We start from the raw sequence: 14,599 nt of genomic DNA on the forward strand, positions 1-14,599 counted from the left end.
TATGAGATAAATAGATTAATAAATATTTTTATCATGAATAGCTGCTTTATAATACTTGCTGGAGGAGAAAGTAAAAGATTTAAATCAATAATACCAAAACCATATCATCTATATAAAGGTAAACCTTTATTATTACATTCAATAGATAAGGCTAAAAGTTATGGCAAATTTACCAAAATTGTTCTTGTTATTAATAAAAAACATAAATCTTATATTAATAATCTTAAAATTAAAGGCATTAAGCTTATTATAGGAGGAAAGACTAGAGCCGAGTCAGCTTATAAAGGTTTAAGAAGTGTCAAGAATTATAATATTAAAAATGTAATGATACATGACGCAGCGAGACCTAATTTTTCTCAAAAACTTTTAAATAGATTATACAAGGACCTAAAATTAAACGATTGTGTTATACCTGCAATTCAAACGGCAGATTCTATTAAACAAAAATCTTTAAATAAAGTTACAAATTTAGAAAGAGAAAATATTTACCTAATTCAAACACCTCAGGCATTTAATTATAATAAGTTGTTAAAACTACAAAATAACAAAGGTGTTGAGGTTACAGATGATGCAAATTTATTTGTAAAAGCTGGTAAAAAAATAAAAATTATAAAAGGTGAGGTTGATAATAATAAAATTACAATAAATTCAGATATCAAAATAAATAATTCAATTAAATATGGATTGGGCTTTGATGTTCATAGATTGGTACCAAATAAAAAACTTTATTTAGGTGGAGTTAAAATACCTTCAACTATTGGTACATTGGGTCATTCAGATGGTGATCCCGTTTTACATGCGGTAACTGATGCAATTCTTGGGGCGTGCAATATGGGTGATATTGGCGAAAAATTTTCTGATAAAGATAAAAAATTTAAAAACATTAGATCTACTATTTTATTAAACAAAATAATAGATGAGGTTAAAAAAAAAGACTATTTAATTAATAACATTGACATCAATATCATTACTCAGAAACCTAAAGTTCATAAATATAAAAAAAAAATTATAAATTGTATAGCTAAAATATGCAAAATTTTACCAACACAAATAAATATTAAAGGTAAAACAACTGAAAAACTTGGTGTAATAGGTAAAGAAAAAGCTATAGCATGCGAAGTAATAGCTTCAGTAATTAAATATGATTAAAACTTTTAACTCTCTTTTAGTGACAATGTTTGGTTTAGGTAAGATCAAATTTATGCCAGGCACTTTTGGATCGTTAGCTACAACTATTGTTCTTTTCTATTTATTTCATACACTTAACGTTTCATCAAATATAATTTTAATTGGGTGGATAATTATCTTTATTTATTCTTTTTATGCAATTTCAACACACACAAGAGATGGTAAAAATAAAGATCCAGGAGAAATTATTGTTGATGAGTTTTTAGGTCAATCTATACCAATTTATCTTTACGAAATATCTCACGGAACAACAAAGGAAAGTAATGAAGCAATTGTGTATTATGCTTTGTTTTTTATGCTATTTAGATATTTTGATATTTTGAAACCATTTCCAGTAAACTTCTTTGATAAAAACTTTAAAAATAGTTTTGGGGTAATAATGGATGACATTTGTGCAGGATTATATGTGGTTCTAACAGTGGTTTGTTTTATAATTGTTAAAAGTTACGTTTTATAATGAAAAATCTAGCCAATAAACTTGTCAAAAAACTAATAAAAAAAAAACTTAAAATTTCATTTGCTGAATCTTGCACTGGTGGAATGCTATCTAGTACAATAACATCTGTAAGTGGTTCTTCTAAAGTATTCAATCTAGGTCTAGTTACATATTCAAATAAAACAAAAATAGATATTCTTAAGGTTCCAAAAAAAATTATCGATAAATACGGTGCTGTCAGTAATGAATGCTGTTTATCAATGGTCAAAAGCTTAAGTAAAATTAGTAAAGCTAACATATCAGTGTCTGTAACGGGTATTGCAGGACCTAATGGAGGAACAAAATTAAAGCCAATTGGTTTAGTTTATATGGGAATTAAGAAGGGAAATAAGATTATTGTACAAAAGTGTTTATTTAAAAATAAAAATCGAATTTTAATCCAAAAAGCTACTACTACAAAAGTTTTAAAAACTTTATTAGTTCTTAAATAATTTATTCGCTCTATCTTGGAAAGCATCAGCAATTTTATCTAATCCATACTGGAAAGAAGTGGTCATCAAAATATTTAGAAATTTATTTTTTATTTCAAAATCTACATCAAAGTAAATTTCAGTTCCTTCTTTACGGTCTTCAAAAGTCCACTTATTATCCAAATGTTTAAGAGGACCATTTATATTTGTTACATAAATAGTATTATTTTTTTTATTAAATTTTACATCACTTTTATATGTATCTTTAAATGGACCCTTGCCAATTGTAAGGTCTGCAATAATATTTATAAAATTACTTGTCTCATTCTTTTCATAGATCTTTGCTTCAATACAATATGGTACAAATATTGGATATTTTTCTATATCCAAAACTAAATCAATAAGTTGATATTTATCACATTCAATTAAACGCTTAACTGAAGCTCTAGGCATTAATTTCTTAATCTATTTTTTTGAAGTTGCACAAAATCTTCATCTGCATGGTATGAAGATCGAGTTAAAGGAGTTGAAGAAACTAATAAAAAACCCCTTGATTTTGCTATAGTTTCAAATTCTTTAAATTCATCTGGATGATAATAACGATCTAAAGGATGATGTCTTGCAGAAGGCTGTAAATACTGTCCTATAGTTAAAAAATCTACATCTGCTGCTTTTAAATCATCCATAACTTGAACAATCTCATCTTTTGTTTCACCCAACCCAACCATTAAGCCTGATTTTGTAAAAACATTTTTGTTAATAACTTTTGCATTTTTTAACAACTCTAATGATGAAAAATATCTAGAACCAGGTCTTACTTTTAAATAAAGTCTAGGAACTGTTTCAATATTGTGATTAAAAACATCAGGATTAGCTTCTAGAACTTTTTTGTAGGCATCCCCTTTTCTAAGAAAATCAGGTGTTAAAACTTCAATAGATGTATTGGGATTTATTTTTCTAGTTTGACTAATAACTTCATAAAAGTGATTTGATCCACCGTCTTCTAAATCATCTCTATCAACTGAAGTTATAACTACATGTTTTAGATTAAGTTTAAGAACAGCTTTAGCTATCTTAATGGCTTCTAAAGGATCTAGTTTCCCTGGTTTACCAGTTTTAACATCACAGAACGCACAAGCACGAGTACATGTGTCTCCCATAATCATAAATGTTGCATGTCTCTTACTCCAACATTCTGTAATATTAGGGCAGTTTGCTTCCTGACAAACTGTTACTAGATTGTTGCTATTAACAATAGTTTTAGTTAAAAAAAATTCTTTGCTATTAACAAGTTTAGATCTGATCCAAGCAGGTTTTTTTTTTATTGGGTTTTTGGGTTTGTTAACTTTTTCTGGATGTCTAATTATCATTCTTTTCAATTATATAGAGGGTCTCTCCTTCTTTGCCAAACAAAAACTTCTCTCTAATTAATATCTCTACATAATCTAGGTCTAAATTACCGCTTAATAAAGAATTTTTAAATTCAAGATTTTTAATTTTATTTGATAGATCGGCTTCTACATTCTGCAAATTTACAAGAATTTCTTTTTTTTTAAAATAAGAAAAAAGACCTCTTTCACCATCTAAAAGGTTGAAAAAAAAATAAAGTATTAAAAAAGTAGAAATTAGTAAGAAGTAATTTTTTTTTAATTTATTCAACATTAATGAATTTTGTTCATTTTAGCTTTTTTTCCAAGCTCTTCTTCAATGCGTAATAATTGATTATATTTCGCTACTCTTTCTGATCTAGCCAAAGAACCAGTTTTAATTTGATTTGAGTTTGTTCCTACAGCAAGATCTGCTATAAAAGTATCTTCGCTATCACCAGACCTGTGAGAAATTATTGTTTTATAACCGATAATTTGAGCAAATTTAATTACTTCAAGTGTTTCTGAAACTGTACCAATTTGGTTAAGTTTAATTAATATTGAGTTTGAAGAAATGTTTAAAAAGCCTTTTTTAAGTCGTTCTAAGTTAGTCACATAAAGATCATCTCCAACAATTTGCACATTCTTTATAGACTTCATCATTTTACTCCATGCAGACCAGTCGTTTTCTCCAAAAGGATCTTCGATAGATTTAATTTTGTACTTATTTATTATCTTTTCATATTTTTTAATTGATTGGTCAACTGAGATGTATTTTTTGGAGTGGATTGAATATTTGTTTTTTTTTAATAATTCATTTGCAGCTACATCTAAGCAGATAGAGACATCTTTACCATTTTTAAATCCAGCCTTATTAATTGCAGCTACAATTAAATCTAAAGCTTTCTCATTACTATTAATCATCGGTGCAAAACCACCCTCATCACCTACTGACGTTGATAGACCTTTCTTTTTAAGAATATCTCTTAGATTGCTAATTATAATAAAGCATATCCTCATAGCTTCTGAAAAACTTTTAGCCTTATCAGGTCTAATCATAAACTCTTGGACACGCAATTCATTGTTAGCATGCGCTCCTCCATTAATAATATTCATTAGTGGATATGGTAATTTATAATTACTCTTTACTAAAAATGTTTTATAGAGAGGTGTTTTTTTAATTTTTGCAGAAAGCTTCTTCGCTGCCATTGATACTGCTAAAATAGCATTAGCTCCTAAACTTATTTTTTGTCTAGTACCATCTAAATTAATCAAAATCGTATCTATGCGTGTTTGATCGTGAATACTTATGCCAATAAGTTTTTTAGAGATTTTTGTATTAACTAAGTTAACAGCTCTTAAAACACTTTTACCTAAATATTTTTTATTATTGTTGTCCCGTTTTTCAAATGCTTCATATGTTCCTGTGGACGCACCAGATGGGCAAATAGCAGATGCACTTAAATTTTTTGAATAAATTTCCGCTTCAATTGTTGGATTTCCCCTACTGTCATAGACTTGCCGCGCTCTTATCTTTAAAATTTTACTCATTTATTTTTTAATTAAATTGTCAATTTCAAATAGTTGAGATAATAATTTCTCTAATTTATCTAAAGGAACCATATTGGGACCATCAGATGGAGCATTATCTGGATCTTGGTGTGTTTCAATAAAAACACCAGCAACACCAACCGCAACCGCTGCTCTTGCTAAATACTCCACAAACTCTCTCTGTCCACCACTAGTTTCACCTAAACCACCCGGTTGTTGTACCGAATGAGTTGCATCAAAAATTACAGGATAACCATTTTTAGCCATTATAGGTAAAGACCTCATGTCAGAGACGAGGGTATTATAACCAAAGCTTGCACCTCTTTCAGTGACTAAAATATTTCTATTACCTGAGTCAGCGATTTTTTTAGTAACATTAACCATATCCCACGGAGCAAGGAATTGACCCTTTTTAACATTAATAATTTTTCCCGTTTTAGAAGCGGCAATTAATAAATCAGTTTGCCTACATAGAAAAGCTGGAATTTGTAACACATCTGCGTGAGGAGCTACGATAGAGCACTGCTCCGCATTATGGATGTCTGTTAATATTGGAATTTCTAATTCTTTTTTTATTTTATCAAAAATAGGTAAGGATTGCTCAAGGCCAGCACCTCTTTTACCTTTTAAACTGGTTCTATTAGCTTTATCAAAAGAAGTTTTGTAAATAAACCCCATATTAAACTTAGAGGTAATTTCTTTAATTTTACCCGCCATATCCATGGCATGCTGTTCAGTCTCAAGTTGGCATGGTCCCGCGATAATACAGATTTTATTACTATTTGAAATTTCTATATTTCCACAATTAACTTTTATATTTTTCATTTATGATTTTTAGCTGCCTTGATAAATGACGAGAATAAAGGATGTGGTGACAAAGGTCTAGATTTAAATTCAGGGTGAAACTGAACAGCAACAAACCAAGGGTGGTTTTTCAACTCAATAATCTCTGGCAATTTGTTATCAGGAGACAATCCTGAAAAAATTAAACCATTTTTTTCAAATTGATCTTTATAACCAATATTAACCTCATATCTGTGTCTGTGTCTTTCTTGAATTGATTTTGATTTATAAATTTTTTTTATCAATGAATTATCTTTTAATTTAGCTTCATAAAGACCAAGCCGCATAGTTCCACCAAGATCTTTATCCGTTCCCTTGATTAATTTACCGTCTTTATTCCATTCTGTAATTAAACCAACAATTGGAGTGCCACCTCTTCCAAATTCACTTGATGTAGCTTTTCTCATATTTAACTTATTTCTAGCAAACTCAATAATAGCCATTTGCATTCCAAAGCAAATTCCAAAAAAAGGAATTTTTTTTTCTCTAGCATATTTAATTGCTTCAATTTTACCTTCTGTACCTCTCTTACCAAATCCTCCTGGTATTAAAATTCCAGAAACTCCTTTTAATTTTTTTTTAATCTCAGAAATTTGTAAATTTTCAGAATCAATTCTTACCAAATTAACTTTTAAATTATTGTCTATTCCACCATGTGTTAGTGCTTCATCAAGTGATTTGTAAGCATCCTTAAGATCAACATATTTGCCAATGATTGCAATGTTAATAGATTTTTTTGTATGAAGAATAATTTTTGTAATTCTTTTCCAGGGATTTAAGTTAACTTTTTTCTTTGATTTAATTTTAAAATACTCAAGAACTTGATTATCTAAATTTTCTCTATTGAAACTAATTGGTGCTTCATAAATAGTTTTAACGTCAACTGTTTGAATTACATTTTCAATATCAACATTGCAAAACAAGGATATCTTCTTTCTATGCACTAAAGGGATTGGTCTTTCAGATCTGCAAATGATAATGTCTGGTTGTATACCGAGGCTTCTCAGTTCTTTTACAGAATGTTGAGTGGGCTTTGTTTTGATTTCATCTGATGCTTTAAGATATGGGACCAATGTTAAATGAACAAATAAAGCATTTTTTTTTCCAACATCATTTGCAAACTGTCTAATAGCTTCTACAAAAGGAAGACTTTCAATGTCCCCTACAATGCCTCCAATTTCACAAATTACAAAGTCTTCTTTGGATGTATCGTTTTTTATAAACTCTTTAATACGGTCTGTTATGTGAGGAATGACCTGCACTGTCTTTCCAAGATATCCTCCTTTACGTTCTTTTCTTAAAACGTCGCTATAAATTTTTCCTGTTGTTATGTTGTCAGATTTTTTAGCAGAAATTCCTGAAAATCTTTCATAATGACCTAAATCTAAATCTGTTTCAGCACCATCATTTGTTACAAAAACTTCACCATGTTGAAATGGACTCATTGTTCCTGGGTCAACATTTAAATAAGGATCTAATTTTCTTAAACGAACTTTAAAACCTCTTGATTGTAAGAGGTATGCCAGGGAAGCAGAAGAAAGACCTTTTCCTAAAGATGAGACCACACCGCCGGTGACAAATATAAATCGCGCCATGGAATTATCTTATAACGATTAATTAATGAATTGGAAAGAATTAATTATTATTCTCAGGAATTGTAGGAGTATCACTAGATTTTTCCTCAATCACATCTAACACAGAAGACGTTGGTGTTAATTCTCCTCTAGATATTATTGTTAAAGCTAAACTACAAATTATAAATAAAGTTGCAACTAAAGCTGTGGCTTTACTCATAAAATTACCAGCAGACCTAGAAAGCATAAAATTATCTTGAGAAACACCTATGCCAAGTGCTCCACCCTCTGATTTTTGGATAAGTATCAACAGTACAAGTATTGCAGCAATTACTAAATTGAGTACTAATAAAATATTCTCCATGGGGATTAACTATATGTTTTTTTGACTATATCAATAAATTTTTTGGCACTTTGAGATGCTCCACCAATCAAAAAACCATCAATGTTATTAATTTCTTTTAAGTTTCTAATATTTTGAGGATTTACAGAACCTCCATATAAAACTTTTGGTGATTTTTCTTTGAATTTACTTTTAATAAATTCAATTGTTTTGAAAAGATCTTTTGATTTTGGAATAATGCCACTGCCTATTGCCCATACAGGCTCATATGCTATAAAAATATTTGATTTGTTCTTTATACTATTTAAACCAACTTTAATTTGTTTAGACAAAGTTGATTGAGTCTTTTTTTTTCTTTTTTCAATTAAAGTTTCTCCAATACAGAAAATAACTTTTAATTTTGCTTCTAGGGCGCTTTTAATCTTTAGGTTTATCAATTTATCATTTTCACCTTTTTCTCTATTTTCAGAATGACCAATAATTACAAAGTGAGCGCCAATGTTTTTTAACATATGCGAATTAATAGACCCAGTATATGGTCCATAACTTTCACTTTCATGACAATTCTGACCCCCAATACCAATTTGGCAATTTTTAAATTTTTTTGAAAAAGAACTTATTAAAGTATATGGGGGGCAATAAATTAATCTGCCTTTGTTTATTTCTTTAGATTTTGAAAATCTAATAACTTTATCCAATGTATTTAAAGAAGATAAATTCCCATACATTTTCCAATTAGCCACAAAATACATATATTTATTTGTCATAATGAAAAATTTAATCTATAGCTTGATATTTTAAAGATCAATAAATTAATGAAGCAATGATAAACCCTTTTCAAAATTTTACAAAAAAAAAGATTGGTGGCTTGCTACTAATTCTTGTTATAATTATAGCCTTTGGCTTTGGTGGATTTGGTGGAGGCTTCAGCACTGGAAATCAAAACAATATAGCCAAAATAAATAACACTAATATTTCAACACAAGATTTCATGAATTATTTAAATGAATCTGGATTAAGCCAACAAGTGATAAAAGAAAATATTGATAAAAATATTATTGAAGAGCTTTTATCAGCATTGGTATCCACAACTCTTCTTGATCTTGAAATTAAAGAATTGGACCTTTCAATTACCAAGGATGTGCTGATTAAAAAAATTAAGAGTAATAAAAACTTTCAAGATGAAAATGGAGTATTCCAAAGAACTTTATATGAAAAATTTTTATTAACTAATAATTCTTCAGCACCAATGTTTGAGATACGCTTAAAAAATAATGAACTTCAAAAACAATTATTTACTTATATAAGCGGTGGTACAAGGTCGCCGGAATTTTTGATTAATAACTTTTATAAAGAAAAAAATAAAAAATTGGACATTAACTATATCAATCTAGATAGATTCTATAAAAAAGTAGAAGTATTTACTGATAATGAAATTAAATTTTTTGCAGATGAGAATGCTGATAGCTTAAAAAAAGATTATATAGATTTTACTTATGTTAATATTAGTCCAAAAACACTATTAGGTTCAGAGGAATTTAATCAAGAATTTTTTGATAAGATTGATGATATTGAAAACCAAATATCTAAAAATATTGACTTTAAAACAATTATACAAGGTTTAGGCTTATCCTCAACTTCAGTAACGTCATACTTAAATCTGAATAATGAAAAAACAATAGAAAACAAAATTTACAACTCTAGAAAAAATAAAATTGAAATTCTTGAAGATAATGGCAGTTATATTTTTTACAACATAGATAATTCAAACACTAAGACTCCAAATCTTAATGATAATAAGTTTAGAAAAAAAATTAAAAATCTCCTATTTCAAAAAGAAAAATATGAATTTAATAAAAATATTTTAGATAAGATAAATGAAAAAAAATTCAACCAGGCATCTTTTGATGAACTTGGTGAAGATAGGATTGAAAAAATTAAATTAAACTCAATTAAAGATGACGAGAAGTTTGAAAAAAATTCAATTGAAATTTTGTATTCACTTCCAATCAATTCATTTACCTTGATTGCAGATAAGCAAAACAATGTCTTCATTGCAAAAACTGTTAGTTATGAAGTGGAAAATTTAAAGAAAAACTCTATTAATTATGATAAAATATCTCTCGAAGAAGGTTCTCAAAATAAAAATAGTATTTTAAAATCATATGATTTATTTTTAAATAAAAGATATCAAGTTGTAATTAATGAAAAAACTCTTGATAGAGTAAAAAATTATTTCAAATAATGTTAAATCGAAACTTTAAAGATTTTAAGTTTCAACACAAAAGAAACAAAAATCAAATCATTTATACGTCTAATAAAATAGAAAATGACAGTGAAGTTTTAAATTTAATTGATAATTTCCTTCAAGAAAAAAATAGCTTTATTTTTGAATCGGTTGAGAAAGGAAAAATAAGAGGTAGATATACAATTTTTGGTAAAAACCCAGATAAAATTTGGGAGTTTAATGATAAAAACTCTTATTTAATTTCAAATAATAAAAAGAAAAAAATTAAAGGAGCTCCTGATAAAATTATTGAAAAAATAATAGAAGAATTTAAATTTAAAACACCCTCAGGACTGCCACCTATCTGTTCCTTAATATCAGGGTATTTTTCTTACGATTCCATTAGATATATCGAAAAAATTCCAAACAAATGTAAAGATGATTTGAAACTACCAGATGTTAGGCTCTTAAGACCAAGAACATTAGTTATCCATGATAATTTAAAAAAGAAAATTTTTTATATTGTAAATATCTTTAAAGATGAAAAAATTTATAATTATAAAAATAAATATCTAAAAATTAAGAATGAAATTAATGATTTATTAATTCAGGCCTCTCTACAAAAAAATAAACCCAATCAAACAGCAGAGATCAATATTAAAGTTAAGTCAAACACTTCTAAAAATAAATTTTTAAAAATGGTTAAAAAAGCTAAAGAATACATTAAAATTGGAGATATTTTTCAAGTAGTTTTAAGTCAAAGGTTTGAAGCTAAATTATCTAAAAAGCCATTAGATATTTATAAAAAACTACGTGTTACTAACCCTTCACCATTCATGTACTACTTTAATTTTGAAGATTTTCAAATAATTGGTGCTAGTCCGGAAATTTTAGTCAGATTAAGAGATAATAAAATTACGGTTAGACCAATAGCTGGAACTAGACCTAGAGGTAAAAATTTTAAAGAAGACATATTTTTTTCCAAGGATTTACTCAAAGATCAAAAAGAGCTTTCTGAACACCTAATGCTACTTGATTTAGGTAGAAATGATGCGGGTAAAGTATCTAAAATTGGTACCGTTAAAGTTACAGAAAGTTTTATGATAGAGAAATATTCCCATGTAATGCATATAGTTTCTAACGTAGTAGGAGTTTATAATAAAAAATATTCTAAGTTTAAATCACTTCTAGCAGGTTTTCCAGCTGGAACTGTTTCTGGTGCTCCTAAAATCCGAGCTATGGAAATTATTGATGAATTAGAGACGACAAGAAGAAAGGTTTATGCTGGTGGCATAGGGTATTTTTCTGCTAATGGAGAATTTGACACCTGTATAGCCTTAAGAACAGCTGTTGCAAAAAGTAAAAAATTTTACGTTCAAGCTGGTGCAGGCATTGTTGCTGATAGCAATCCCATTAAAGAATATGAAGAAACTGTAAATAAAGCAAAAGCTTTAATGAATGCTTTAAGATAATGAAAATTTTATTAATAGATAATTATGATAGTTTTACATTTAATCTGTACCATTATCTGTCATCACTGAAAGTTAAAGTTGATGTTATTAGAAATGACAAAATTACTGATAAACAAATAATTAAAAACAAATATGATAAAATTGTTATATCTCCTGGTCCTGGTAATCCAAATCAATCTGGAAATTGTATTAAAATAGTTAAATCATTATATAAAAAAATACCAATACTCGGAGTTTGTTTGGGGCATCAAATTATTGGACAGGTATTTGGTTCAAAAATAATTCAAGCTAAAAAACTAATGCATGGAAAAACTAGTATAATTAGATCCAATAAGATTGGTATATTAAAAAACCTTCCAGCTAAATTTGAGGCTACAAGATATCACAGCTTAATTATTGATATAAAAACACTCTCTAAAGACCTTGAAATTACTGCTCAAACTGTAGATGGAATTATAATGGGTGTAAAACACAAGAAATACAATATTCATGGTGTTCAATTTCACCCCGAAAGTATAAAAACTATTATTGGCATCAAAATATTAAAAAATTTTATCAATTATAAAAACTAATGAAAAAGTTTCTAGAAAAGTTAAAAAATAAACAAGATTTATCTTTTGATGAAAGTAAAGCTGCTTTTGAAATATTAATGCAGGGTAGAGCTTCAGATGATGAAATATATGATTTTTTAACTCTACTTTCTGCAAAAGGTGAGGTCTCAGATGAAATAGCTGGTGGTGTTTATGTTTTAAGAGATAGATCTAAAAGAGTTAACGCTAAAGATTGTGTTGATACATGCGGCACTGGTGGTGACGGAATGAACACACTAAATATATCAACAGCTTCAGCCTTATTATTATCTAGTATGGGAATTAAGGTTGCAAAACACGGGAATAAAGCTGTTTCTTCAAAATGCGGATCTGGCGATGTTTTAGAAGCTTTAAATATTAAAATTGATTTAGAACCAAAGGATATTGAAGAGCAAATAAATAAAAATAACTTTGGTTTTATGTTTGCTCCAAACTATCACAGGGCAATGAGATTTGTTGGACCAACAAGAAAGAAAATAGGTAAAAGAACAATATTTAATATGATTGGACCTTTGAGTAGCCCTGCACTTGTTGAGAGGCAAGTTGTTGGTGTTTATGATAAAAAGTTACTCAAAATTTTTGCTGAAGCTTTAAAAAACTTAGATATAAAATTTGCTTGGATTGTGAATAGTGAAGATGGTTTAGATGAAGTATCGCCTTATGCAAAAACAAATGTAGTACAATTAAAAAATGGTGAAATTTCAGAAATTATAATCGACCCTAATGAATTAAAGATAGGAGCAAATAAATTTAAAAATTTATTAGGAGATGATGCTGAATTTAATGCAAGTAAAATGATTGATATTTTTAAGGGAAAAGATAGTGATTTTTCTAAGGCTGTTTGCTTAAATGCTGCAGCAGCACTAATTGTTACAGAAAAACATTCTTCATTTATTAATGCGTATGAAGATTCTAGAAAACATATCTTATCAGGGATAACATATGATAACTTAAAAAGAATACAAAATGCCTGAAAACACCTTAGATAAGATAATTAAACAAAAAATTAAAAAAATTGATTTATTTAAAAAATCTATTTCTTTAAAGTTATTAATTGAAAAAATTGATGAAAATAGATCATTTATTAATTTTAAAGAAAAAATTCAAAATAATATTAATGATAGAAAAATTTCAATAATTGCTGAAATTAAAAAAGCCAGCCCATCTGCGGGCATCATTATCAAGGAATACAATCCTGTAGAAATTGCAGAGATTTATTACAAAAAAAAAGTAACCTGTTTATCAATTTTAACTGAAGAAGATTTCTTTCTAGGAAATTTAATTCATGTGAGTAAAGTTAAAGAAAAAATAAATCTTCCTGTTCTTTGTAAAGATTTTTTTATAGATAAATTTCAAGTACCTCTTGCAAAAAGTTATGGAGCAGATGCTATATTAATTATATTAGCTGGAGTTTCTGACGAACTTGCTTTTGAATTATACGAAGAAGCTTTAAAATTTGATATGTCTATAATTGTTGAAGTTCATACAGTTCAAGAAGCAAAAAAAGCTCTTAACTTTAAAGAAGCTTTGATTGGCATTAACAATAGAAATCTTAAAACTTTAAAAACAGATATAAATACAACTTATGATATTCATGATATTTTAATTAATCACTCAGGTCCCCTAATTTCGGAGAGTGGAATTAAAACAAAAGAAGAACTTCTTGAGTTAAAAAATGGAACGAATATTAAAACTTTTTTAATTGGTGAATCACTTTTAAAAAACTTAAATAATAATTCAATTTTTTCAGTTCTTTAGCAAAATAAACCCTTATTTTAAACACTTTTTAGCTATTGTTATAATAGAAGAACACTTGTAGAACATATTTTGTACTTTATTTGTTCTTATGCTAACTAAAAAACAAAAAAACTTGCTTTTATTTATAAACAAGAAATTAAGAGCTTCTGGTGTTTCACCTTCTTACGAGGAAATGAAAGATTCACTAAATTTAAAATCAAAATCAGGGATTCATAGATTAATAAGTGCTTTAGAAGAAAGGGGTTTTATTAGGAGGCTTCCGCATAAAGCAAGAGCTTTAGAGGTGATAAAACTTCCTGAAACAGCTTCTGCTAACGATATTTATAATAGTTTTTCACCAAGTGTTATTAAAGGTGGTTTAGATACGGAAAATACCAATATTAATGAAATTGAAATACCTGTTTTGGGTAGTATCGCAGCAGGAACTCCAGTTGAAGCAATACAAAATGAGGTTTCAAGGATACCTCTTCCAAGTAACCTCGAAAAAAATGGCCAATATTTTGGACTTAAAGTTCAGGGTGATTCAATGATAGAAGCTGGTATCAATGAAGGTGATACGGTTATTATTAAAAGATCTGACACTGCTGACAATGGTAAAATTGTTGTGGCTTTAATTGACGAGCACGAAGCAATGCTAAAAAGAATTAGAAGAAAAGGAAAAACTGTTGCCCTTGAAAGTGCAAATAGAAACTATGAAACTAAAATATTTGGCCCTGACAGAGTAAAAGTCCAAGGCGTTCTAGTATCTTTATATAGAAACTTCTAAGAAAATAGTCTAAA

The 14,599-nt window shown here is 28.1% G+C and carries 17 protein-coding genes; 9 read left to right on the forward strand and 8 right to left on the reverse strand.

The window, feature by feature from the left end; translation table 11 throughout:
• Nucleotides 1-33 precede the first annotated feature (33 nt).
• The 3 genes from ispF to ABXT58_RS03820 are packed head-to-tail and all read left to right on the forward strand — an operon-like array spanning nt 34 to nt 2,115.
• Nucleotides 34-1,149 (forward strand): 2-C-methyl-D-erythritol 2,4-cyclodiphosphate synthase, encoded by a 1,116-nt coding sequence (gene ispF, locus ABXT58_RS03810; RefSeq protein ID WP_415303374.1) that lies wholly within the window; start codon nt 34-36, stop codon nt 1,147-1,149.
• Nucleotides 1,142-1,645 carry a phosphatidylglycerophosphatase A gene (locus tag ABXT58_RS03815; protein WP_415303375.1) on the forward strand — a complete coding sequence of 168 codons (504 nt, stop codon included), beginning with the start codon at nt 1,142-1,144 and terminating at the stop codon, nt 1,643-1,645. The genes ispF and ABXT58_RS03815 overlap by 8 nt, the downstream gene beginning before the upstream one ends.
• On the forward strand, nt 1,645-2,115 hold the full coding sequence (locus ABXT58_RS03820; protein WP_415303376.1) for a CinA family protein: 471 nt from the start codon (nt 1,645-1,647) through the stop codon (nt 2,113-2,115). Before ABXT58_RS03815 ends, ABXT58_RS03820 begins: the two co-directional genes overlap by 1 nt.
• On the opposite strand, the gene ABXT58_RS03825 is transcribed toward ABXT58_RS03820, so the two are convergent.
• From ABXT58_RS03825 to ABXT58_RS03860, 8 genes are read right to left on the reverse strand one after another with little or no spacing between them, the layout of a single operon-like run.
• On the reverse strand, nt 2,101-2,547 hold the full coding sequence (locus ABXT58_RS03825) for a type II toxin-antitoxin system RatA family toxin (protein WP_415303377.1): 447 nt from the start codon (nt 2,545-2,547) through the stop codon (nt 2,101-2,103). The genes ABXT58_RS03820 and ABXT58_RS03825 overlap by 15 nt on opposite strands.
• The gene (gene lipA / locus ABXT58_RS03830; RefSeq protein ID WP_415303378.1) at nt 2,547-3,464 is read right to left on the reverse strand and encodes a lipoyl synthase; all 918 of its coding nucleotides are present in this window, start codon (nt 3,462-3,464) and stop codon (nt 2,547-2,549) included. The genes ABXT58_RS03825 and lipA overlap by 1 nt, the downstream gene beginning before the upstream one ends.
• Complete coding sequence (locus tag ABXT58_RS03835) at nt 3,454-3,756, reverse strand: FtsB family cell division protein (protein WP_415303379.1); 303 nt, start codon at nt 3,754-3,756, stop codon at nt 3,454-3,456. Before ABXT58_RS03835 ends, lipA begins: the two co-directional genes overlap by 11 nt.
• Entirely contained in the window at nt 3,756-5,012 is a 1,257-nt protein-coding gene (gene eno / locus ABXT58_RS03840) for a phosphopyruvate hydratase (protein ID WP_415303380.1), read from the reverse strand. Before eno ends, ABXT58_RS03835 begins: the two co-directional genes overlap by 1 nt.
• Complete coding sequence (gene kdsA / locus ABXT58_RS03845; protein WP_415303381.1) at nt 5,013-5,837, reverse strand: 3-deoxy-8-phosphooctulonate synthase; 825 nt, start codon at nt 5,835-5,837, stop codon at nt 5,013-5,015. It abuts the gene before it with no gap.
• The gene (locus ABXT58_RS03850; protein ID WP_415303382.1) at nt 5,834-7,450 is read right to left on the reverse strand and encodes a CTP synthase; all 1,617 of its coding nucleotides are present in this window, start codon (nt 7,448-7,450) and stop codon (nt 5,834-5,836) included. The genes kdsA and ABXT58_RS03850 overlap by 4 nt, the downstream gene beginning before the upstream one ends.
• Nucleotides 7,451-7,490: 40 nt before the next feature.
• The gene (gene secG / locus ABXT58_RS03855; RefSeq protein WP_415303383.1) at nt 7,491-7,793 is read right to left on the reverse strand and encodes a preprotein translocase subunit SecG; all 303 of its coding nucleotides are present in this window, start codon (nt 7,791-7,793) and stop codon (nt 7,491-7,493) included.
• A gap of 5 nt (nt 7,794-7,798) precedes the next feature.
• Nucleotides 7,799-8,539 carry a triose-phosphate isomerase gene (locus ABXT58_RS03860; RefSeq protein ID WP_415303384.1) on the reverse strand — a complete coding sequence of 247 codons (741 nt, stop codon included), beginning with the start codon at nt 8,537-8,539 and terminating at the stop codon, nt 7,799-7,801.
• Nucleotides 8,540-8,595: 56 nt separating this feature from the next.
• On the opposite strand from ABXT58_RS03860, the gene ABXT58_RS03865 reads away from it, so the two are divergent.
• The 6 genes from ABXT58_RS03865 (at nt 8,596) to lexA (ending at nt 14,585) form a co-directional block, all read left to right on the forward strand.
• Entirely contained in the window at nt 8,596-10,017 is a 1,422-nt protein-coding gene (locus tag ABXT58_RS03865) for a SurA N-terminal domain-containing protein (RefSeq protein WP_415303385.1), read from the forward strand.
• Nucleotides 10,017-11,471: an anthranilate synthase component I gene (gene trpE / locus ABXT58_RS03870; RefSeq protein WP_415303386.1), complete on the forward strand. Its 1,455-nt coding sequence runs from the start codon at nt 10,017-10,019 to the stop codon at nt 11,469-11,471. Before ABXT58_RS03865 ends, trpE begins: the two co-directional genes overlap by 1 nt.
• A complete protein-coding gene (locus ABXT58_RS03875; protein ID WP_415303387.1) occupies nt 11,471-12,043 on the forward strand; it encodes an anthranilate synthase component II in 573 nt (190 codons plus the stop codon). Before trpE ends, ABXT58_RS03875 begins: the two co-directional genes overlap by 1 nt.
• Nucleotides 12,043-13,035: an anthranilate phosphoribosyltransferase gene (trpD, locus tag ABXT58_RS03880; RefSeq protein ID WP_415303388.1), complete on the forward strand. Its 993-nt coding sequence runs from the start codon at nt 12,043-12,045 to the stop codon at nt 13,033-13,035. Before ABXT58_RS03875 ends, trpD begins: the two co-directional genes overlap by 1 nt.
• Entirely contained in the window at nt 13,028-13,819 is a 792-nt protein-coding gene (locus ABXT58_RS03885) for an indole-3-glycerol phosphate synthase TrpC (RefSeq protein ID WP_415303389.1), read from the forward strand. The genes trpD and ABXT58_RS03885 overlap by 8 nt, the downstream gene beginning before the upstream one ends.
• Before the next feature lie 88 nt (nt 13,820-13,907).
• Nucleotides 13,908-14,585, forward strand: coding sequence for a transcriptional repressor LexA (gene lexA / locus ABXT58_RS03890; RefSeq protein WP_415303390.1), 678 nt, complete (start codon nt 13,908-13,910; stop codon nt 14,583-14,585).
• Nucleotides 14,586-14,599 lie beyond the last annotated feature (14 nt).

It is taken from the genome of Candidatus Pelagibacter sp. Uisw_090 (assembly GCF_047717845.1).
Taxonomy (GTDB): Bacteria; Pseudomonadota; Alphaproteobacteria; order Pelagibacterales; family Pelagibacteraceae; genus Pelagibacter.